The 21,439-nt window shown below is 56.5% G+C and carries 21 protein-coding genes and 1 tRNA gene; 12 read left to right on the top strand and 10 right to left on the bottom strand.

The window, feature by feature from the left end; genetic code table 11:
• Positions 1-255 precede the first annotated feature (255 nt).
• Positions 256-780, bottom strand: a complete 525-nt coding sequence (cobU, locus tag AC27VJ_RS18680) for a bifunctional adenosylcobinamide kinase/adenosylcobinamide-phosphate guanylyltransferase (RefSeq protein WP_488685285.1) — start codon at positions 778-780, stop codon at positions 256-258.
• Between the two features lie 526 nt (positions 781-1,306).
• On the opposite strand from cobU, the gene AC27VJ_RS18685 reads away from it, so the two are divergent.
• Complete coding sequence (locus tag AC27VJ_RS18685; RefSeq protein WP_488685286.1) at positions 1,307-1,993, top strand: DUF599 domain-containing protein; 687 nt, start codon at positions 1,307-1,309, stop codon at positions 1,991-1,993.
• 72 nt (positions 1,994-2,065) lie between these two features.
• Entirely contained in the window at positions 2,066-3,034 is a 969-nt protein-coding gene (locus AC27VJ_RS18690; protein WP_488685287.1) for an acetyltransferase domain-containing protein, read from the top strand.
• Positions 3,035-3,037: 3 nt separating this feature from the next.
• Here the strand turns inward: AC27VJ_RS18690 and AC27VJ_RS18695 are convergent, their stop codons facing one another.
• Positions 3,038-3,424 (bottom strand): MerR family transcriptional regulator, encoded by a 387-nt coding sequence (locus AC27VJ_RS18695; protein WP_062589573.1) that lies wholly within the window; start codon positions 3,422-3,424, stop codon positions 3,038-3,040.
• A 164-nt stretch (positions 3,425-3,588) separates the two neighbouring features.
• A complete protein-coding gene (gene mgtE, locus AC27VJ_RS18700; protein ID WP_454892304.1) occupies positions 3,589-5,016 on the bottom strand; it encodes a magnesium transporter in 1,428 nt (475 codons plus the stop codon).
• A 324-nt stretch (positions 5,017-5,340) separates the two neighbouring features.
• Between mgtE and AC27VJ_RS18705 the strand changes: the two genes are divergently transcribed.
• The 3 genes from AC27VJ_RS18705 to AC27VJ_RS18715 are packed head-to-tail and all read left to right on the top strand — an operon-like array spanning position 5,341 to position 8,486.
• Positions 5,341-7,647, top strand: a complete 2,307-nt coding sequence (locus tag AC27VJ_RS18705) for an FdhF/YdeP family oxidoreductase (RefSeq protein ID WP_488685288.1) — start codon at positions 5,341-5,343, stop codon at positions 7,645-7,647.
• On the top strand, positions 7,647-7,976 hold the full coding sequence (locus AC27VJ_RS18710; protein ID WP_488685289.1) for a hypothetical protein: 330 nt from the start codon (positions 7,647-7,649) through the stop codon (positions 7,974-7,976). Before AC27VJ_RS18705 ends, AC27VJ_RS18710 begins: the two co-directional genes overlap by 1 nt.
• 18 nt (positions 7,977-7,994) lie before the next feature.
• Positions 7,995-8,486, top strand: a complete 492-nt coding sequence (locus AC27VJ_RS18715; RefSeq protein ID WP_488685290.1) for a peptide deformylase — start codon at positions 7,995-7,997, stop codon at positions 8,484-8,486.
• Here AC27VJ_RS18715 and AC27VJ_RS18720 read toward each other — a convergent pair whose 3' ends face one another.
• Entirely contained in the window at positions 8,487-8,909 is a 423-nt protein-coding gene (locus tag AC27VJ_RS18720) for an OsmC family protein (protein ID WP_488685292.1), read from the bottom strand.
• A 128-nt stretch (positions 8,910-9,037) separates the two neighbouring features.
• On the opposite strand from AC27VJ_RS18720, the gene AC27VJ_RS18725 reads away from it, so the two are divergent.
• Positions 9,038-9,205 (top strand): Thivi_2564 family membrane protein, encoded by a 168-nt coding sequence (locus AC27VJ_RS18725; RefSeq protein WP_156462533.1) that lies wholly within the window; start codon positions 9,038-9,040, stop codon positions 9,203-9,205.
• 68 nt (positions 9,206-9,273) lie between these two features.
• Here AC27VJ_RS18725 and AC27VJ_RS18730 read toward each other — a convergent pair whose 3' ends face one another.
• Positions 9,274-10,113, bottom strand: a complete 840-nt coding sequence (locus tag AC27VJ_RS18730) for a TolB family protein (RefSeq protein ID WP_488685293.1) — start codon at positions 10,111-10,113, stop codon at positions 9,274-9,276.
• Between the two features lies 1 nt (position 10,114).
• Positions 10,115-11,794: an NAD+ synthase gene (locus AC27VJ_RS18735; protein ID WP_488685294.1), complete on the bottom strand. Its 1,680-nt coding sequence runs from the start codon at positions 11,792-11,794 to the stop codon at positions 10,115-10,117.
• Positions 11,795-12,056: 262 nt separating this feature from the next.
• Between AC27VJ_RS18735 and AC27VJ_RS18740 the strand changes: the two genes are divergently transcribed.
• The 3 genes from AC27VJ_RS18740 (at position 12,057) to sthA (ending at position 16,268) form a co-directional block, all read left to right on the top strand.
• Positions 12,057-13,952: an LTA synthase family protein gene (locus AC27VJ_RS18740; RefSeq protein WP_488685403.1), complete on the top strand. Its 1,896-nt coding sequence runs from the start codon at positions 12,057-12,059 to the stop codon at positions 13,950-13,952.
• Between the two features lie 119 nt (positions 13,953-14,071).
• Positions 14,072-14,611: a DUF1003 domain-containing protein gene (locus AC27VJ_RS18745; RefSeq protein WP_353575711.1), complete on the top strand. Its 540-nt coding sequence runs from the start codon at positions 14,072-14,074 to the stop codon at positions 14,609-14,611.
• 241 nt (positions 14,612-14,852) lie between these two features.
• A complete protein-coding gene (sthA, locus tag AC27VJ_RS18750; RefSeq protein ID WP_113088256.1) occupies positions 14,853-16,268 on the top strand; it encodes a Si-specific NAD(P)(+) transhydrogenase in 1,416 nt (471 codons plus the stop codon).
• Between the two features lie 17 nt (positions 16,269-16,285).
• Here the strand turns inward: sthA and AC27VJ_RS18755 are convergent, their stop codons facing one another.
• From AC27VJ_RS18755 to AC27VJ_RS18765, 3 genes are all read right to left on the bottom strand, one after another.
• Positions 16,286-16,942, bottom strand: a complete 657-nt coding sequence (locus AC27VJ_RS18755; protein ID WP_488685295.1) for a hypothetical protein — start codon at positions 16,940-16,942, stop codon at positions 16,286-16,288.
• A gap of 471 nt (positions 16,943-17,413) precedes the next feature.
• On the bottom strand, positions 17,414-18,886 hold the full coding sequence (gene tig / locus AC27VJ_RS18760) for a trigger factor (RefSeq protein WP_113088258.1): 1,473 nt from the start codon (positions 18,884-18,886) through the stop codon (positions 17,414-17,416).
• A 192-nt stretch (positions 18,887-19,078) separates the two neighbouring features.
• A tRNA-Leu gene (locus AC27VJ_RS18765) sits at positions 19,079-19,163 on the bottom strand.
• A 568-nt stretch (positions 19,164-19,731) separates the two neighbouring features.
• On the opposite strand from AC27VJ_RS18765, the gene AC27VJ_RS18770 reads away from it, so the two are divergent.
• From AC27VJ_RS18770 to AC27VJ_RS18780, 3 genes are all read left to right on the top strand, one after another.
• On the top strand, positions 19,732-19,878 hold the full coding sequence (locus AC27VJ_RS18770) for a DUF1127 domain-containing protein (protein ID WP_082453394.1): 147 nt from the start codon (positions 19,732-19,734) through the stop codon (positions 19,876-19,878).
• Positions 19,879-20,229: 351 nt separating this feature from the next.
• Complete coding sequence (locus AC27VJ_RS18775; RefSeq protein ID WP_488685296.1) at positions 20,230-20,373, top strand: DUF1127 domain-containing protein; 144 nt, start codon at positions 20,230-20,232, stop codon at positions 20,371-20,373.
• 280 nt (positions 20,374-20,653) lie between these two features.
• Positions 20,654-20,839, top strand: coding sequence for a hypothetical protein (locus AC27VJ_RS18780; RefSeq protein ID WP_488685297.1), 186 nt, complete (start codon positions 20,654-20,656; stop codon positions 20,837-20,839).
• Between the two features lie 200 nt (positions 20,840-21,039).
• Here AC27VJ_RS18780 and AC27VJ_RS18785 read toward each other — a convergent pair whose 3' ends face one another.
• The gene (locus AC27VJ_RS18785) at positions 21,040-21,291 is read right to left on the bottom strand and encodes a hypothetical protein (protein WP_488685298.1); all 252 of its coding nucleotides are present in this window, start codon (positions 21,289-21,291) and stop codon (positions 21,040-21,042) included.
• Between the last annotated feature and the right edge of the window lie 148 nt (positions 21,292-21,439).

The raw sequence follows: 21,439 nt of genomic DNA on the forward strand, positions 1-21,439 counted from the left end.
AGATAGCTACATTATAAGGTGGTGGGTGTGGCTCACCCCCCTCTGCCCTGCCGGGCATCTCCCCCTCAGGTGGGGAGATTGGCTGGGCGCTTGCTCCTTGCCCAATCAAGGCTTTGCGAAAGCCTCTCAGCTAGAAACATTGCCGCCTCAGCGACGTTAAAGATGGCCGATAGCTAACCGCGATTCGATCTCCCCACCTGAGGGGGAGATGCCCGGCAGGGCAGAGGGGGGTGAGCCACACCCGCCAACAACCAACTACCCCTTCATCCGCAACGGCAACCCCGCCGCCACGAAATAAACCTCCCGCGCTACCGCCGCGATCTGCTGGTGCAACCGCCCGGCGTGGTCGCGAAACTCCCGCGCCATCCGATTGTCAGGCACGATCCCCAACCCAACCTCGTTGGACACGAAAACAATCTTCGCCCGCGCCATCCCAACATGCGCAACCAACGGAGCAAAGGCCGGCTCAACATCACGTCCCTCCTCCATCATCAGGTTCGTCACCCAAAGCGTCAGGCAATCGACCAAAATGACGTTGTCCGGCTGGTCCAGCCGCCGCAACACATCCGTCAGCGCAAGCGGCTCTTCATGCGTCGTCCACACGTCGCCGCGGCGCTCGCGGTGGTGGGAAATGCGGTCTTTCATCTCACCGTCCCAGGCGCGGCCCGTCGCGATGTAATGCGCGGCGCCCTCGCTTGAGAGAACCAGATTTTCGGCAAAGGCCGACTTGCCGGAGCGCGCGCCGCCCAGCACCAGAACAGCGCGTGATGCGTCAGTCATGAGAATTGCCATGAAATGGTGAGAGAGACGATCCGGCAGCCATTGCAATGTCTATCGCAAGCCTTGAAGCCACCGGCATGAAAAGAGAACGATTCGTAGATATGGAGGCGTTCTCCCGGTCAATCATGCCATGCTGTCGCGGTGATCTATCAATCTTTGCCTACCCGCCCGCACCATGCGGACACGTCGATAAACGCGATCGTAGAAAAGCGCCGGATCGTCATAAATAAGGTAGGGATGGCAGGGTCTCTTGTCAATTTCCGACAAGCAAAAACCGCGCTGCATCGAGACGCAAACGCGGTCTTGGGTGCCCCCTTAAACTTAAAGAGGCAAAAGCAGCACCGGTACGCAAAACCAAATCCGGCGTGCAGGCATAGTCATAGCGGCACATTCTTACCGGATGGTTAGCGCGAACATGAAAAGCTTTCACCTGTCGATTTTTTCACCCAGATTGCCATGCACCCAAATCACATCAATATTGGGCCGGGAGATTCGGAACGGACAGGACAGAGGTTAGACAGCCACCATGACGATCATCGATTACGTAGCCCTCGTCGTTTTCGTCGCGCTTTGGTGGTCCTATACCTATGTCACGACAGCGAAGACGCCGTTTTCGCGCACCAGCCTCAATCAGGCCATGGGCGAGCGTCGCCGCAAGTGGATTTACAATTCGCTGACCCGCGATCTGAAGATGATCGATACCCAGATCATGGCCGGACTGCAAAACGGCACAGCCTTCTTTGCCTCCACTTCCATCTTCGCCATCGGTGGCTGCTTCGCGCTGCTGGGCGCGACGGACCGGGTGGAATCGGTGTTTCGTGACATGCCCTTCGTGCAATATGGTGGCCGCACCGCTTTTGAAATCAAGGTCATCGGCCTGACTTGCCTGTTCGGCTATGCCTTTTTTAAATTCGGCTGGTCCTATCGACTGTTCAACTATTGCACCATTCTCTTCGGCGGAATGCCGATGCTGCACGAGGCGAATGCCAACCGCGAAGCGGCGGAACGCGCAGCGGAAAACGTCATCCGCATGAACATCATCGCCGCCAAGAATTTCAATGACGGGCTTCGAACCATCTTCCTGTCCATCGGTTATCTCGGCTGGTTCATCAGCCCTTATGTCTTCATGGCATCCACCCTCGTCATTACCGTTGCGCTGCTGCGACGGCAGTTTTTCTCCGAAGCGCGCCGCGCCATCATGGACGATTTCTGATTGCCATGAAATTGCCGCACTTGGCAGGCGAAGCGCTGGCACCATACTGTAACCGTTGCAAAGGACGGATGAATGAGTAACGCTCCGGCAGATGCAACGGCAACACAGGGCAAAGGCCGTATCGGCGCGCTGGATACGCTGCGTGGCATCGCGCTCATTGCCATGGCAAGCTACCATTTCACCTGGGATCTGGAGATGTTCGCCTATCTCGATCCCGGCACGGCGACGCAAGGCTGGTGGCGAATCTATGCCCGCGCAATCGCAAGCTCATTCCTGTTTCTGGCTGGTTTCAGCCTTTATCTTGCCCATCGGCGCGGCATAAACTGGCCGTCTTTCGGCAAACGCTTTGCGATGGTTGCGGGCGCTGCTCTGCTGATTTCGGTCGCGACCTATTTCGCTGTGCCGGATGGCTGGATATTCTTCGGCATTCTGCACAACATCGCCGCCGCCAGCCTCATCGGCCTGCTTTTCCTGCGCCTGCCCTTCGTCGTAACTCTGGTGGCTGCCGCTCTCGCATTGCTGGCGCCGCAATATCTGAGTTCGGACAGCTTCAACCCCATTTGGCTGTCATGGATTGGCCTCTCCACCGTGCCGCCGCGTTCCAACGATTACGTACCCGTGCTGCCGTTTATGGCGCCATTTCTTCTGGGGCTGGCGGTGTCGCAATTCGTCACGCCACGCGGCTGGCTGGATCGCTTCAGAAAACCCAGCGGCAAGCGCAATCTGCTCGCCCTGTTCGGTCGTCACAGCCTGCTGTTTTACATCGTCCACCAGCCGATCCTGATCGGTATCGTCTATCTGGCATCGCTTATCACCCCGCCACCGCCGGTGGATCAGGTCGAAGCCTATAAGAGAAGCTGTGAGGCAAGCTGTATGCAGCAGCAGAATGGTCTGGAACTGTGCCAGAGCTTTTGCGGATGCACGCTGGAAAAACTTCAGGCCGAAAACCTGTTCGACTCTATGATGTCCAACAGCCTTCAGCCTGAGCAGCAGTCAAAGATCGGCGAGATTGCCGCGCAGTGCTCGAACCAGATTCAATAAGGATCAGGTGCCGACGCCGATTTCGGCGAGGCGCGTGAGGCAGGCCTCTTCGACATTGTCGAGTTCGGCCAGCGTTTCCTCGATGTCCTTGCGCTTCTGGCGCAGGTCGGCGCGCTTCTCATCCACCTTCTTCATCAGAAGTTCGAGTTGCCCGGATTCGCCCGGCGGCTCCTTATAGACCTGAATGATTTCGCGAATTTCAGCGATGGTGAAGCCGATGCGGCGACCGCGAAGGATTTCCTGAATGAGCCTGCGGTCAGCCATGCGGAAAAGCCGCGTGCGGCCCCGACGTTCAGGGTGGATCAGACCCTCATCCTCGTAAAAGCGAAGGGTGCGGGTGGAGACCCCGAATTCACGCGTCAGTTCCGTAATGCTATAATACTTGTTCAAAGCTTCATCCGATTCTGGAGCATCGGACCGAAAATGACGGGCAATTTTCGGAATATCCGTTGCTCAAACAACAAGATAGAATGACGAAGCGTGAAACGCCTCACAACTCTCCTTTATTAGAAACACTATGATTGACCTTCACGTAAAAGTCAATTTTCAAGCTTTCAGATCGGAACGCCGAACCACCAGGTCGCAAGACCGAGAAACGAGAAGAAACCGACAATGTCGGTGACGGCGGTCACGAAGACGGCGGAGGAGACGGCAGGGTCCGCTCCGAACTTGTCCAACAGCAGTGGAATGATGATGCCGGCGATGGCCGCTGCAAACATGTTGATCAGCATGGCGGTCGCGATAATGCCGCCCAGATTGACATCATGGAACCACAGACCTGCGATCACGCCGATGGCACAGCCGAACAGCGCACCGTTCAGCAACCCCACCCCCGCTTCGCGTCTGATAATGCGGGCAGCATTGTGAATATCGAGGTTTCTGGTCGCCAGCGCGCGTACGGACACGGTCATAGTCTGGGAGCCAGCATTTCCACCCATTCCAGCGACGATGGGCATCAGAACGGCGAGCGCCACGATCTGCTCGATTGTCGCGTCGAAAAGCCCGATCACGGATGCCGCCATGAAGGCCGTAATGAGATTGACCGCCAGCCATGGCACGCGCGAGCGTGAGGTCACGGCAATGGAGTCGGAAAGCTCTTCGTCACCCACACCACCAAGGCGCAGCAAGTCTTCTTCCGCTTCTTCCTGAATGACGTCCACGACGTCATCGATGGTCAGCACACCAACCAGACGGCCATTATCGTCCACCACAGCAGCCGACAAAAGGTCATACTGCTCGAAGAGTTGCGCTGCTTCTTCCTGGTCCATCTCGGCTGCGATGGGATGGTTGGTTTCGTGCATGATCGATTCGACCTTGACCTGCCGCTTGGAGCGCAGCAGGCGGTCGAGATCGAGCGCGCCGACCAGCTTGAAGGTCGGGTCAACAACGAAGATTTGCGAGAAGGACTCCGGCAGTTCTTCTTCTTCGCGCATATAGTCGATGGTCTGCCCGACGGTCCAGAACGGTGGCACGGCCACGAATTCCGTCTGCATACGACGACCGGCGGAGCTTTCTGGATAGTCCAGCGCGCGCAGCAACCTGACACGCTCGGTAAACGGCATTTGCGCGAGAATGTCTTCGCGGTCTTCTCGGTCGAGGTCTTCGAGAATGTAGACGGCGTCGTCCGAATCCATCTCGCCGATACCGGCGGCGATCTGGTCGTTCGGCATCTGCTCCACGATGTCGAGGCGGATTGCTTCATCCACCTCGGTCAGCGCTGTCATGTCGAAGTCGGAGCCCAGCAGCCGCACCATGGCGTGGCGCTGTTCCGGCAGAATGGATTCGAGCAGGTCACCCAGTTCCGATTCGTGCAGCCGAGCAACATTCTGCCGCAGGAACAGCACGTCGCGATCCGCGATCGCAGCGCCGACCATGGCCAGAAAATCGGACCGTATCGATCCGTCTTCGGCATAGATATCCGCCATGATTTCCGGCCTTTTGGCGTCTTCCGGCACGGAATGATGGTCGTCGGTCTGTGTCAACGTGCGCCCCTTTTTCCGGCTGAGTGGCCTGCTTCGCGAAAGCGCAGGAGAATGGCTTTTAAAAGCACAATGTCAACAACAGGATAGGACAAAAGAAGTTGCAATTTTCTATCCGAACCGTGCTCTGCGACAAGGTTTTCCATTAACCAGTCGTGAAACAGTCTCGCGGATTTGAACGCCCGGTTGAAGCCACCGTAAAGTTACGAGTTGACATATGGTAGTTATGCGGGAATCTGAGACAAAGCGCCGCAATAACAATCGATCCGGTTGGCACCGGAAACGAGCGGCGCAAAAAGAAAAACAGATCAGAAAGAGACCTATCAAATGGGCAAGATGGATTTCATCGGTAAGGCCTCATCCGCTGCGGGCGGTTGGGGCGCACTCAAAAGCGTCGGCAAGCGTCTTCTGGAATCGGGCGCACCGATTTCTGGCGCAAGAACCCTGTTGAAAGCCAATCAGCCCGATGGTTTCGATTGCCCCGGTTGCGCCTGGGGTGACCCCGAACACGGCTCCTCCTTCGAGTTCTGCGAAAACGGCGTGAAGGCCGTTGCGTGGGAAGCAACCGAAGCCCGCGTTCCGCCGGATTTCTTTGCCAGCCACACAGTGGCAGAGCTTCGCACATGGTCGGATTACAGCCTGGAAAAGCAAGGCCGCCTCACCGACCCACTGCGTTACGACCGCGCAACCGACAAATACCTTCCGGTTTCATGGGACGATGCCTTTGCTGAAATCGGCGGTGTTCTGAAGAGCCTCGACAGCCCTGACCGCGCCGAGTTCTACACATCCGGTCGCGCCTCCAACGAAGCAGCCTTCCTCTACCAGCTGATGGTTCGCCTCTACGGCACCAACAATTTCCCCGACTGTTCCAACATGTGCCACGAAGCCAGCGGCGTTGGCCTGAAGGCCTCCGTCGGCGTCGGCAAGGGCACCGTTCTCTTGGAAGACTTCGAAAAGGCAGACGCCATTTTCGTCATCGGCCAGAACCCCGGCACCAACCATCCGCGCATGCTGGGTGACCTGCGCCGTGCGGCCATTCGTGGCGCGCGCATTGCCGTGTTCAACCCGATCCGCGAAAAGGGTCTGGAGCGCTTCACCGACCCGCAGGACAAGATCGAAATGATCACCGGCGGCAACACAAAGATTGCCACCAATTATTACCAGCCACGCCAGGGCGGCGACATGGCTGCCGTGCGCGGCATGAGCAAGGCTGTCTTCGCGGCTGACGAAGCCGCCCGCGCGGCTGGCAAGCCTGCGATCATCGATTATGACTTCTTGGCAGAACACGCTGTCGAGTTCGACGCCTATCGCGCCGCCGTCGAGGCAACCAGCTGGGAAACCATTCTCGACCAGTCCGGCCTGACGCGTGAGCAGATCGAGGAAGCCGCTTCCATCTATATGGCATCCAACGCCGTCATCACAACATGGGCGATGGGTGTTACGCAGCATAAGCATTCGGTCATCACGATCCGTGAAATCACCAACTTCATGCTGCTGCGCGGCAACATTGGTCGTCCCGGCGCGGGCCTCTGCCCTGTGCGTGGTCACTCCAACGTGCAGGGTGACCGCACGGTTGGCATCGATGAGAAGGCTCCGCCTGCCCTGCTCGACGCGCTAGAAAAGGAACTCGGCGTACCGATGCCGCGCAACCGTGGCCACAACACGGTCGAGGCCATCAGCGCCATGCTGGATGGCAAGGCACAGGCCTTCATCGCGCTGGGCGGCAACTTCCTGCGTGCCACGCCGGATAGCCCGCTCATCATCAAGGCGTTTGAAAAGCAGAAGCTGACGGTGAATATCGCCACCAAGCTCAACCATTCGCATCTGGTGCCAGGCGAAACATCCTTCATCCTGCCCTGCCTTGGCCGTACCGAAATCGACCGCAACTCGCAGGGCAAATCGCAGATCGTGACCGTGGAAGATTCCATGAGCATGGTGCATGGCTCAGGCGGCATCAACGAGCCTGCCTCGCCGGAACTGCGCTCTGAAGTCGCCATCATCGCCGGCATCTCAGCCGCGACGCTGGGCAATGATCGCGTTCAGTGGGCGAAACTGGCCGACGATTACGACCTGATCCGCGACATGATCTCGCGCGTTCTGCCTGGCTTCCATGAGTTCAACGAGCGTGTGCGCGTGCCGCGCGGTTTCCACCTGCGCAATGCTGCGGCGGAACGTGAATGGAATACGCCTGCCAAGAAGGCCACGTTCTTCACCGGCCCGCTGCCGGAAAAGACGGACCATCAGGAAGCGCTGTCCAAAGAGGGCATCTTCGTTCTGCAGACCTTCCGCAGCCACGACCAGTACAACACCACCATCTACGGCATGGATGACCGGTATCGCGGCGTTTATGGTGAGCGGCAGGTGATTTTCATGAACCCGAAGGACATGGAAAAGCTGGGCGCACATGCCAAGCAGCGCGTGGACGTGATCGGTGAATATGGCGACGGCATCGAGCGCATTGCGGAAAACTTCCGCCTCGTTCCGTACAACATTCCCGAAGGCAGCGTCGGTGGCTATTACCCGGAGCTGAACGTTCTCGTGCCGCTGCACAGCTATGGTGAAGGCAGCTTCACGCCGACATCGAAATCCGTTCTGGTCTCGGTTCGCCTGCGCACCGAAGCAGCAGCAGCCTGATGAATGACGATCAATCCGCCGCGCGCTTTCTGGCCGTAGTGGAACAGATCAGCCAAACGGCCCCGGTCGCGCTCGACGCCACCGGGGCCGCGCTCATTGCAGCGGTTCACCTTGGCATCGGCAGTGACAGCCGTAGCCTTTCCAACAGGCTGGGCATTGCCCACGCGCTGGTGCTGCGGGAAATCAACGGTCTCTCCGGTCGCATGCTGACCATCGTCAAGCGAGATCCGCGGACGCAGCGGACATGGGTGGAACTGACGGATGAGGCGGTGTCTCTTGCGCAATCCGCCTCCGAAATCCTGCTTAAAAGCTCGCTTTCAGCCACATAGAATAAATGGAACTCCTCTATGCCAATTCGTTCTATCGTGCCCTATCCGCATCCGGCACTTGCCTCGCATTGCGAGCCTGTGACAGAGTTCGGGCCGGAACTGGCGCAGCTTGCGACTGATCTGCTGGAGACGATGCGCGCCGCCCCCGGTGTCGGCATCACGGCGGCCCATATCGGTGTGCTGCAACGCGTCTTCGTGCTGGAGCTAAAACCGGGTGACGTCAGAACCTACGTCAATCCCGAGATTTTGGAAACGTCCACTGAGACCTTGCGCCACGTCGAAGGCAGCGTTTCCATGCCGGGCTTTACCGAAGAGGTGGAGCGCCCGTCCAAAGTGACGCTTCGCTTTCAGGATGTCTCCGGCCAGTGGCTTGAAGAACAGGCTGAGGGCTTTCACGCAATTTGCATCCAGCATGAGATAGACCAGTTGAACGGCATGTTCTGGCTGAAGCGCCTATCTAAGCTGAAGCGTGACCGGCTGGTGAAAAAATGGGAAAAGGCGCAGCGCTGATCAGTCGACCGAGAGCTTGAACGCAGCATCCCCACGCAGCGTGTTGCTAACGGTGCAGATCTCTTCGGCCTGATGAGCGATGGCCTCTCTCGTTTCCGCATCGAAATCGCCGGTGATCTTCAGGCGCATGTCGAAATGCGTGATCCGCGCTGGCTCACCCTCGGACTTCTCACCGGTCACGCGCGCCTCCACGCTTTCGAAGCGATCCAGCACGCCCAAGCGGCTGGCGGCGATGCGGGCGCTCAGCACCAGACAGGCGGCGAGCGAGGAATAGAGCAGGTCCAGCGGGTTGAATCCGGGCTCGGACAAAGCCGTGACGACGGCGAGTGCACCGCCTGTCGGCGTTTCGATCTGCGGATGGCCGTTGCGCCTCAACGTTGCGGTGGCACCGGTCTCGCGCTTTTTCACCCTGATTTCGCTCATACCAATGTCCTTAATTTCGAATTCTCAAAAATTACATTTTGCACAATGGAACCAAAAGACAAGCTTACGCTTTTACTCACGGAACGGTGATCGACCGTTACAGATTTATAAAATAGGAGCTGGGACATATGGCTACAGGCGCACTCGTTAGTATTCTGATCACATTTCTGGTCATCGTACTCATTCTTTGGCTGATCAACCGCTTGCCTGTCGCTGGCAGCGCAAAGCAGATTGCTCAGGTCATCGTCATCATCATCGGTATTATTTCGCTGCTGAAGTATCTCGCAGTCTTTTAATCGATCCGACATAGACATCAGAAAGCCCGACCCGGTTTCAAATCGAGGTCGGGCTTTTTGTATGTGGATCAGGCCGGGAAATATCTGACATAGGCGAACTCATCACCATCCGGTGACCAGTTGGGTGAATTCATTGTGCCCTGCCCGCCGAACAAGTCGAACAGCGTTTCCACATTGCCGCCATCCGTATCCATCATGCGCACGCGGACATTCAGATCACGCGGATGATCGAATACATCCACGTCATAGGAAACGAAGACCACCTTGTCACCTCTAGGTGACGGATGCGGAAACCAGTCGCCATACTGGCTATCCGTCACGCGCTCGGCAGCCGAGCCATCCACCTTCACCCGCCAGATCTGCATCTGCCCGGTGCGGCTGGAATTGAAATAAATCCACTGCCCATCCGCCGAGTAATCCGGCCCGTCATTGCGCCCCTCGCCATGGGTCAGCCGCGTTTCTGTCGCCGTCTCCACGTCCATCGAATAAATATCAAAGACCTGATCGCGAATACCGCAATAGGCGAAGCTTTTTCCATCGGGAGACCAGCCGTGCCAATAGGACGGCAGATTATGCGTCATCAGCCTCGGCGCACCACCTTCTGACGGCAGAAGATAAATCGTGCTTTTGCCGAACTCCACCTTATCGGAAATCGCGTACAGCGAACCATCAGGCGAAATGCCGTGGTCATTGTTGCACTCGCTGGCAAAGCCGGTATCGACCTTCTCGACGGATACGTCACCATCCAGTGACAGGCGGTACAGCAGGCCTTCGCTGTTCAGCAAAAGATACGACCCATCCGGCGACCAATTGGGTGCCTCGAACAGTTCCGGCGTTTGCCAGACAACCCGGTTCTCCCGGGTGCGAATGTTGAAGATTTCAACGGAACTGCGAAGCTTTTCTACCAACTTATCGATCCCGGAAGCGGTTGGTGATCGGATAGCGACGGTCGCGACCAAAATTCTTCTTGGTGATCTTCACGCCCGGCGCGGATTGGCGGCGCTTGTATTCGGCGAGATAGAGAAGATGCTCGATGCGATGCACGGTGGCGATATCGTGGCCGCGCGCGACAATCTCTTCCACCGACATTTCCAGCTCCACAAGGCATTCCAGAATATCGTCCAGATTGGGGTATGGCGGCAGCGAGTCCTGGTCGGTCTGGTTTGGGCGCAGCTCTGCGGATGGTGCTTTGGAAATGATATTGGCGGGAATGACTTCGCCGGAAGGGCCCAGAGCAGTCGGCGGCACATGGCCGTTGCGCCATTTGGAGATGGCGTAGACCTGCATTTTATAGAGGTCCTTGATCGGGTTGAAGCCGCCATTCATGTCGCCATACAGCGTGGCGTAACCGACAGACATTTCCGACTTATTGCCTGTTGTGACCACCATGGAACCGAACTTGTTGGAGATGGCCATGAGAATGGTTCCACGGGCGCGGCTTTGCAGGTTTTCTTCGGTAATGCCCTCTTCGGTGCCTTCGAAAAGCTCCGAAAGCGCAGTCATGAAGCCATCCACCGGCTCGGCGATCGGCACGATGTCATAGCGGCAGCCAAGCGCTTTGGCGCAGTCCGCCGCATCCTTCAGCGATTCTTCGGAGGTGTAACGATAGGGCAGCATAATGCAGCGAACCCGCTCCTCGCCCAGCGCATCGACAGCGATGGCCGCGCAGATGGCCGAGTCGATGCCGCCCGAAAGGCCCAACACCACGCTCTTGAAACCATTTTTGTTCACATAATCGCGGAAGCCCAGCATGCAGGCGCGGTAATCCGCCTCCTCGCCTTCGGGTATTTGCGAGAACGGGCCTTCGCTGCAATGCCAGCCCTTTTCCGTGCGCTTCCAGTCTGTGACCGAAAGCGTCGCCTCGAACTGGCTCATCTGGAAGGCCAGCGTCTTGTCCGCGTTGAAGGCGAAACTTGCGCCGTCGAACACAAGCTCGTCCTGACCGCCGACCTGATTGGCGAAGACCAGCGGCAGGCCGCTTTCGATGACCTGTCGCAAGGCCACCTGATGGCGCACATCCACCTTGCCGCGATAATAGGGCGAACCATTCGGCACCAGCAGAATTTCCGCACCGCTTTCGGCCAAAGTTTCGCAGACGCCAAGGTCGTTCCAGATTTCCTCGCAGATGGGAATGCCGATGCGAACACCCCTGAAATTATAGGGGCCAGAAATCGAGCCTTCTGAAAACACGCGCTTTTCATCGAATTCGCCGTAATTCGGTAAATCCACCTTGTCGCGCAGCGCGACGATCTTGCCGCCATCCAGCAGAGCGACGGAATTGTGCCGCCCCGTTTCGCCCTGACGGGGAAATCCGATGATGACGCCGGGGCCACCATCTGCCGTTTCCGCCGCCAGTTCCTCAACCGCCTTCAGGCAGGACTTCAGGAATGAGGGCTTCAAAACCAAATCTTCCGGCGGATAACCGGAGATGAAAAGCTCTGTAAGAAGCAGCAGATCCGCATCTTGCGATGCGGCGTCCGCGCGTGCTTCGCGCGCCTTGGCAAGGTTGCCAGAGACATCGCCGACGGTGGGATTGAACTGCCCGACGGCAATTCGCAAAACATTGGGATTGGTGTGTACTTGGCTCATGACTCTCATTTACCGTGGCTCTGCACGCCGCGCAACGCAAGCCTTTCGACTGGCGTAAAAAATGGCGATCCGCAGCGTGCAATGCGCCTCACGCAAAGGTTATTCCCGCCGCTTGTGGATTCTGCAGAGTTCATGTCGCATTCACCCTGCTAATGTGACAGTTACATGACACTTTCATGACGCCTGATTCACAGGCACATCACAGACTGCCGGAGTTGAAATATTGAGGAATTCGGTGCCCAAAACAACGGTTGCCGAAAGGATGAAGCTCGTCCTTTCAAAACCATTGACGCGGAACCCAGACAGAGTTGCAGGCGACGTTCATCCGTTGCTCAATCTCACGCTTGCGGCCCTGCTTTTGATTGTTTGCATGGAGTGGATTGCACGCGGCTCGCTGCATGATATCGGCACGTTCCTGGCATCCCCTGCTCGCCCCGGCTTTACTACGCTGGCCGCCGTGGTGCTTTGCCTCATGGCCCTCGATGCGCTGTTCGGCAGGCATTATCAATCGCTGCTGGTCGCCGCCCCGCTTCTGCTGGTCACGGCATTCATGTCGCATCAGAAGCAGCTTTATCTTTCCGATCCGCTCTACCCATCCGACCTGCTGTTCGGACGTCAAATCCTGCAGCTTTTGCCAGCGATGCTGAAAGCACACCCATTCACCGCGCTCGCTCTTGCCGTTGGCGTTGTGCTGGCCGTTGCAGCCGGTGCGATGATGTGGCGTTTCGTGCGCAGCCACACGCCTGTTATGCCTTTCAAGGCGCGCGTCTGGCGGCTTACGCTCGCTGTGCCGCTGCTGGCGGGACTTGGTTCGCTGATGGAATATTCGCACCATTCCTGGGTGCGGGACCGGCTCAACATCATCCCCATGATGTGGGACCAGAAGGAAAATTACCGCCACAACGGCTTCCTCATGGCATTTGCCTTCAACATTCCCATGGCGAATGTCACGGCACCCGCAGGTTACGGCGAAAACACCATTGCGGATATCGCCTCGGATGGCTCGGCCTTTGCCGTCAACCACAGCACGCGGCCGGATGTCATCATGATCATGAGTGAATCTCTGTGGGACCCGACGCGGCTCTCCAATGTCTCGTTCTCGCAAGACCCGATGCCGACCATCCGCAGCAGGCAATCCGGCCACGTCTTCTCGCCCGAGTTCGGCGGCATGACGGCCAATGTGGAATTCGAAGCGCTGACTGGTTTTTCCAACGCCTTCCTTCCCTATGGCAGCATTCCCTATCAGCAATATGTCCGCCAGCCCGTGCCTTCGCTCGCCACCTTCTTCCGGGGTGAAGGCTATGCCGCCATGGCCATGCACCCGTTTCAGGACTGGTTCTGGAACCGCCGCGAGGTCTACAAATCATTCGGCTTTGAGGAATTCCGTTCGGAAGAAACGCTGCCGCCCATGGAAAAGCGCGGCATCTTTGCCTCGGATGAAGCCCTGACATCGGAAATCATGCAGGCGGTGGATGCGGCAAACAATCCGCTCTTTCTTTTCGTCGTCACCCTTCAGGGACATGGCCCCTATGAGCCGAACCGCTACGTCAACAACTCGGTCTCCATCAACGGTCCGCTTTCGAATAGTGCGACTGAGGCGCTCACCACCTATGCGCAGGGCGTGGCAGAAGCCGATGAAAGCTTTGCCCGTCTGATTGACTGGGCCAAGAAGCGCGAGCGCGATACGGTTATCGTCCTGTTCGGGGACCATCTGCCACCACTGGGCCAGGTCTATGTCGAAAGCGGCTATATGCCTGGAATGGTCGCCACCCGCCGTGCGCCCTTGGAAACGATGAGACAGGAGCATGAAACGCCGCTGGTGGTCTGGTCATCGAAGACCGGCCTGCACAACCGGATCGGCACGATCAGCCCGGCCCTCCTGCCCTATCATGTGCTGAAAACCGCTGGCTTTGACGATCCGTTCTATACCGGTATTCTGGGCAAGGTTCAGTCCTCATATTCAGTCATCGATCGGCATATGCTGGTGGAAAAAGACGGCTCGGCTGTGCCGGACTGGGCAACGGCGCCAGTGGAAATTCCTTCCGCCATCAATGAGTATCGTCAGCTGCAATTCGACATGATGTTCGGCAAGCAGTTTGGCAAGGAGCGCTTCTTTCCCGGCTTCAGTTGGGTCAATGCCGCACAGCCATCGAACTGAAAACCATGAAAACGCTGCCGATTTCATTTGAATTCGGCAGCTCTCCACGCTTATCTCTTCGGCAGTGTCGGAACCCGTCCTCTCACGCGGTTCTGAGTCAGTTTGGCTGGAGACCAACGATGTCCGCTATTCCCGATTACATCACCTCTCATTTCAGGCGCTCATCAAGAGACATAGGCGAGGTGGAAAAGCACATTCTCGAAATGGCGCACCACAAAAAACTGATCTCCACCAATACCAATGACGCTTTCTCAAAAGACTCGTCCGTTGGAGAGCGGCTGGCAGACAGCATCGCCCGCGTTGGCGGCTCTTGGGGCTTCATCATCAGCTTCATGGTGTTTTTGGGCGTCTGGGCAGTCATCAATACCATCGTGCTGGCCTCCAAAGCCTTCGACCCATACCCTTTCGTCTTTCTCAACCTCATCCTTTCCATGCTGGCCGCCATTCAGGCACCCATCATCATGATGTCGCAGAACCGGCAGGCCACGCGTGATCGCTTCGAGGCCGAGAAGGATTATGAGGTCAACCTCAAGTCCGAACTGGAGGTACTGTCGCTGCATGAGAAGATCGATGTGAAGGTCTTGGCCGAACTGGCCGCGCTGCGGCAGGAGATTGCCAAGCTGCACCACAGGCGCGAAAGCGGCAACGAGCTGCCGTAACAATACAGCGGCAACGCACAAATCCAATTATAGTCATTTTGCGCCTTTTTCTGCGCTGGTTACGAATCCGTCAGATTCTTCCGCTACAGATTGACGCGGGCATTTGTTGCATTGCACTCTTGGTGCAGCGACGCGGGAATCACTTCCGTATCAGAATGGCATCACGCTTTTCCGAGCAGCGACGCCTCCGCGCTGGAACACATGTTTCCAGTAATCGCAAATTCTGTTCCGAGGCTTTTTCATGAACCAGTACGATCTCATTGTTGTCGGTAGCGGCCCTGCTGGCAGGCGCGCTGCCATTCAGGCTGCAAAGCTGGACAAAACCGTTCTGGTCATCGAGAAAGGCCGGCGCGTCGGCGGTGTATCGGTTCACACCGGCACCATTCCCTCTAAGACCATGCGCGAAACGGCGCTCAATCTTTCCGGCTGGCGCGAGCGTGGCTTTTATGGCCGCTCCTACCGCGTCAAACAGGAAATCAGCGCCGAAGATCTCCGTCGCCGTCTGCTGATTACGCTCGACCATGAAGTCGATGTGCTGGAGCATCAGTTCGCCCGCAACCGCGTCACCCACATTCGCGGCAAGGCGACCTTCTTGACATCTGATACGATGGAAATCACCAAGGACGATGGGGAGATCGTCGTCGTCAAGGGCAAGAGCATTCTGCTGGCCGTCGGCACCCGCCCCTTCCGCCCTGATTACATGCCGTTTGACGGCAAGACTGTCATCGACAGCGACGAGTTGCTGGAACTGGAAAAGCTGCCGCGCTCGATGGTCGTCATCGGCGCAGGCGTTATCGGCATTGAATATGCGACGATCTTCAGCGCGCTAGACACCGCCGTTACCCTTATTGATCCGAAGCCCACCATGCTGGATTTCATCGACAAGGAAATCGTCGAGGACTTCACCTACCAGCTGCGTGACCGCAACATGAAACTGCTGTTGGGCCAGAAGGCGGAAAAAGTGGAGCATACAGCAGACGGAAAAGTCTCGCTTACACTCGACAGCGGACGAACGCTGACGACGGAAATGGTGCTGTTTGCCGCTGGCCGCATGGGTGCCACCGATTCGCTCAATCTGGCCGCTGCCGGTCTGGAAGCGGACAATCGTGGTCGCCTGTCCGTCAATCCGGAAACCTTCGAGACATCAGTGCCAGGCATTTATGCTGCGGGCGACGTCATCGGCTTCCCAAGCCTTGCCTCCACCTCCATGGAACAGGGCCGCATTGCCGCGCGCGTTGCCGTCGGCGCAATCGCCATGGAGCCGCAGAAATATTTCCCTTACGGCATCTACGCCGTGCCGGAAATTTCCACCTGCGGCCTGACGGAAGAGGAAATGAAGGAGCGCGGCATTGCCTATGAATGCGGTATCGCCCGCTTCCGCGAAACATCGCGCGGCCACATCATGGGCCTCGATACCGGTCTGCTGAAGCTGATCTTCTCGCTGAAAACCCGTCGCCTTCTCGGCGTGCATATCGTCGGTGAAGGTGCCACCGAACTCGTCCACATCGGACAGGCGGTTCTCAACCTCAAAGGCACGGTCGAATATTTCGTTGAAAACACCTTCAACTATCCGACCCTTGCAGAAGCCTACAAGATTGCCGGTCTGGACGCCTGGAACCGCATGGGCGACATCAAGAACGAAAACGCCACGATCTGATCAAGACGTGAACGCCCCTACCAGCGAATATTGTAGCGGGCGTTCACCGATGGGCGGAAGCTGTCTTCATAACCCTGGTTTAGCTTGCCGGTAACGGTGAAATTATCACCAAACTTCTGCTCCACGGCCACGCTTGACGTGAACTCGTCGAATGTCTCACGGCTTGCACCGGTCAAAACAAAGGCGGTGCCCGTGGCGGAGCGCGTCAGCCGCAAAGATTGCGAGACATCAAGCCCGCTCCATTGCTGGGCAGTGCCATCATAACGAACGGTCATGTTACGGTTGGATTCCACATCGAATTCCGGCGTGGCGATGCGCTTTTGCGATGTCGTCATGGTCCATGCGCTGGAGCCTGTCAGTGCGTTCATCAGCACGGCGATATCACCCGCAACCCTCGCACCCGGCAGGTTGGAGGAAAGCAGCGTGACATTGCCCCAGAATTTTACCGGCGTATCCACCAGCGCCCCGCCTTCCGAGCCGACCATGCCCATTTCAAGACCAGCACGGATCGGCGTTTCGGTCGGCAGCTTCGCACCGATGCGGGCGGAATAGGACTGATCGGAATTCTTCGCGGGAGACCAGATCAAACCTTTCTCCTGCGCATGTGCAGATACCGATGACAAGCCTATGGCGACGGCGGCGATGATGACGCCGTGACGTTTTCCTAACACCATGTCTGTTCCTCAAGCTTTGAACACGCACCATCTCTTGGGAGGCAGACGGCGCATGTTCCAGCAACTGGCGAGCGGCCAAGCCCGGCCTAAAATCGCTGTTGAGTTTGCAGATCACGCAATGATGGCGTCGTGGCCATCTCTGTGGGCATCATCATGCCAGCACAGGCGCGTCGAAAATCATCCGGCGCAACGATGGGATCGATAGCGCCAAACGGAGAGTTGAAACTGAGGGCTAAAAGCCGGGCCGCACATGTTGCGCGACGGATTTGCCGTACATCAGCACTTGCAAATCAATGAGGAGATTCTGCCAGATGAATGGAAGATGAACAAGAGCAGATGCAGCAAAAAATCATTGTGCGCTGCATTGTGATCGAAACGTCACTGCAAGCTCCAACTCTCAGCGCGGAGAAGCCAAAAAGCAAAAGGCCGCAGCTTGCGCCACGGCCTTTTAAAATGTCTTGCGAAAGAAGCTTATTCAGCGTCGCCTTCGGCGGCCTTCTTCTTCGCAGGAGCCTTCTTCTTAGGAGCGGCTTCTTCGCCTTCAGCAGCTTCGGCCTTGGCAGCAGCCTTCTTCTTGGCAGGCTTCTTCTCAGCCTTGTCGCCTTCTTCAGCGTCTTCAGCCAGCAGCTCTTCCTTTGTTACGGTCTTGTCCGTAACGGAGACTTCTTCGAGCAGCTTGTCGATGACCTTTTCTTCGAAGATCGGAGCGCGCAGCGAAGCGGAAGCGCCTGGGGTGTTGCGGAAGAAATCGAGGATTTCCTTCTGCTGGCCCGGGAACTGCTGCAGCTGCTGGAACAGCGCGCGCTGCATTTCTTCTTCTGTCACTTCAACGCCAGCCTTCTCGCCGATTTCGGAGAGAACGAGACCCAGACGAACGCGACGCTCAGCAAGCTTGCGATATTCTTCGCGAGCTTCTTCTTCTGTCGTGTCCTCGTCAGCAAAGGTCTTGCCGGACTGTGCGAGATCGGTGTTGATCTGACGCCAGATGTTGTCGAACTCGGCATCAACCAGACCAGCAGGTGTCTCAAACTGGTAGACTTCGTCCAGCTGGTCGAGGATCTGACGCTTGACCTTCTGGCGCGTGATGTTGCTGTACTGGCTTTCGATCTGGCCGCGAACGATTTCCTTCAGCTTTTCAGCCGATTCGAGACCGAGCTTGGTGGCCAGTTCGTCATTGATTTCAACGGCGGCTGCAGATGCAACGTCCTTGACTGTGATGTCGAACACGGCTTCCTTGCCAGCAAGTTCTGCAGCAGGATACTCGGTCGGGAAGGTAACGGTGATCGCCTTCTCATCGCCAGCCTTGACGCCGACGAGCTGGTCTTCGAAGCCAGGAATGAAGCGGCCCGAACCGATGACCAGTTCTGCATCTTCCGCTGCACCACCATCGAAAGCAACGCCATCGACCTTGCCGAGGTAGTTCATGGTGACGCGGTCGCCTTCAGCGGCCTTGCCCTTCTTGGTTTCGTAGGTGCGTGCGCTTTCAGCGATCTTGAGGATCTGCTCGTTGATTTCGTCTTCGGTGACTTCAACGACTTCGCGCGTAACCTTGATGCCTTCGTTGGACTTCAGCTCGATGGCTGGAATGACTTCGTAGGCAAGGTTGAATTCAAAGTCGGCTTCTGCAGCCAGGATCTTGTCGGCTTCTGCCTGATCTTCCGTCATGGAGATTGCCGGCTGCGTTGCGGACTTTTCGCCACGGCCGGAAATGATTTCGGATGGCTTGTCGCGAACGAGTTCGTTGACGAGATCAGCCATGATCGACTTGCCGTACATCTTCTTGAGATGTGCAACCGGTACCTTGCCCGGACGGAAACCGTTGATGCGAACCTTGTCCTTGGCGTCGACCAGGCGCTCGTCGAGGCGAGCCTTCATATCGGCGGCCGGAATAACGACCTTGATTTCGCGCTTCAGCCCTTCAGCGAGCGTTTCGATAACCTGCATTTTCATACCTTCACATCATGGCGGCGGTGCTCAGACAGCCGTTGGTTTACTTTCGAGCACAGCGCCGGAACCTAAATTCACCGGCCGTGGCTATATAAAATCCATGCACAAGCATTTTGCCGGGCAAAAACTGCGCTTGAGCCAGAGAAGCGGCAAAGCAGATGCTTCACACATTCTTCCCGGCGATTCATGTGGTGCGGGTAGAGGGACTCGAACCCCCACAACTCTCGTCGCCAGAACCTAAATCTGGTGCGTCTACCAATTCCGCCATACCCGCGCTCTTGAATCCTGCATAAACAACATCTGGCACATGAGGCCTTCCGGAGCGCGCGTCTCTATATCACCCGTTTTCTGGAGCGCAAAGGAAAAATGACGGTTTTACGTCGCTATTTACGCCGCCTGCCCTGCGAAACTACATATTCCGCGATGCCACCGGTGCCTTCACCTCATATCCTTATGTCATCAAGATATTCTGGCCGCCCTGATAAGGATGAGTCGCGCCTGCGCGTACCGTCTTTGACGCATGGCTCATCCGTGCCGCAAACACCCCGGACTCGCGATGAAAAGGCCGGGTTAGGGCCACACTGAAAACCCGAAACTAGATTGCGAACACAAAAAACACATCAAAAACGCGATTTCACGCCGCTCTTGGCGCAAAAATGGCGTCAAATTATGCATTTGTTAATGATCGAGGCGAGGAAACGCCCGCCGCAATGCGTCTGGCGCATAGGTGGCATACTCCTTTGTCTGTTTTTGTTTCTTCTAAACCGATTATATTCGGGATCAGCAAATGAGTTCGGCGCTGGTCCCAAGCGGCGCTGACAGACGAACCAAAGGAAACGACCATGAACATCACCCGCTCGCTGAACAACTGGCGCAAGTATCGTCAGACCGTAACTGAACTTGGCCGCATGAGCGACCGCGAACTGAGCGACCTCGGCATCGGCCGCAGCGACATCCGTCGCGTTGCACGCACCGCAGTCGGCATCTAATATAAAAGAATACCGGCGGCATTCGTCGCCGTGTTGGGTACTACCCTAAAAAGGTCTTGAGCTTCGGCTCCGGGCCTTTTTCTTTTTTGGTGTCATGCTTTTGCGCCCCGGCTTTCAGCCGCCTCTGGCACCCTTCCCGCTTCGTTTTTGAACAGCCTAAAAAACACGCAGCATCCGGCAAAAGATGCAAAATTAGCCGACACACTGCACAAACGCATGGCAGTCGCCTAAATTCTGCACTCCACATCAGCACTCTGCATATGTATATACACATCAACAACAGAGAGCGCAGACAGATGAGCCTCTGCACAGAGTTTAGAAGATCAACAAACAAAGATTGAGGAAACGATCATGAACCCTATCCGTATCGCTAAGAAATGGATCAGCTACCGCCGCACGATGAACGAACTTGGCAACCTCTCCAGCCAGGCTCTGAGCGACATTGGCCTGACCCGTTACGACATCCGTAACGTTGCTTCCCGTTCGTTCCGCTAATCAGCGTAAAACGTCTGCCTGCTGACCGACCTCCCACGGACGCAGACTGACCGAGCGACAGGTAATCGAAACGGCGCCTTGTGCGCCGTTTTTGATTCCGGGAACTCCCCGGAACGAGGCTGCTCCTTCACTGAAGCGAACGACGATTTCAGTCTTGAGCGCTGATTGCGCGAATGCGACCGCACCCTCCTCACAGCATCATTTTAAAACCGCCCGAATCGCACGCTTGACAAATGCTGCCAATTAATAGAACATAAAGTGAACAAATGGAGTTGCAGCAATGACAGCAGCAGATAAAACCATTGAACACGCCATGTCTCTGGTTGCCCAATCCCGCAGCCTTCGCGAAAGAGCGCTTGAACGCCGTCGCGAATTGCAGCGACGCACGGAAATGATGACGGCAAAGCCACTTTATATTTTGAAGAAGAATGGCGGCAGGCAGCTGTCTCTGCGTCTCGACAGCTAATCAAGCATTGCAGATGCAGTAATGAATGCGATGTGAGAGTTTGGAAATTCTCCGAAATGGGCCGTTGGAAAAACAGATGGTTTGTAGTCACCCGATCACCTTTTGAACTCTCATCATCGGCTGGTGAAAATTGTCACAAAAAATCCCGTGCTGGAGTTCACTCCGCACGGGATGTTTTGGAACAATATTTGGCATTGATATCACTGCATGCGTTGAAGTGCTGACTGTGGTGATGCGACAATGGCCGTTTCCGTCATGCCTGGCAGCCGGTCTGTCTTTCTCAAAACGACAACAGGCTTTTGTGCAGGTTCAGTTGGCGGCGTAATGCTGGCAGTTTTAAATTCGCGATCTACAGGTATAGAGGCGTTGATATTCTGGTGCATAAGGCAGTCGGCAAATGTCGCAGAAGCGGATAAGCCGATCATGGCTGTGATTACGAGAATTGTCTTCATGTCATTCTCCCTTCTTTTTATATTAGCAAAATATATTCTATTATTTGCCTGATTTGGAATCACGCTTTAGTGCTAGGCGGGCGGGTGCTGGCCTAATTCTTTCGGGCATCAAATGTATTTTTGAGAGAGCGGCGGAAAATCATCGCAA

The sequence above is a fragment of the Agrobacterium sp. 20P9.1.2 genome, from assembly GCF_057799395.1.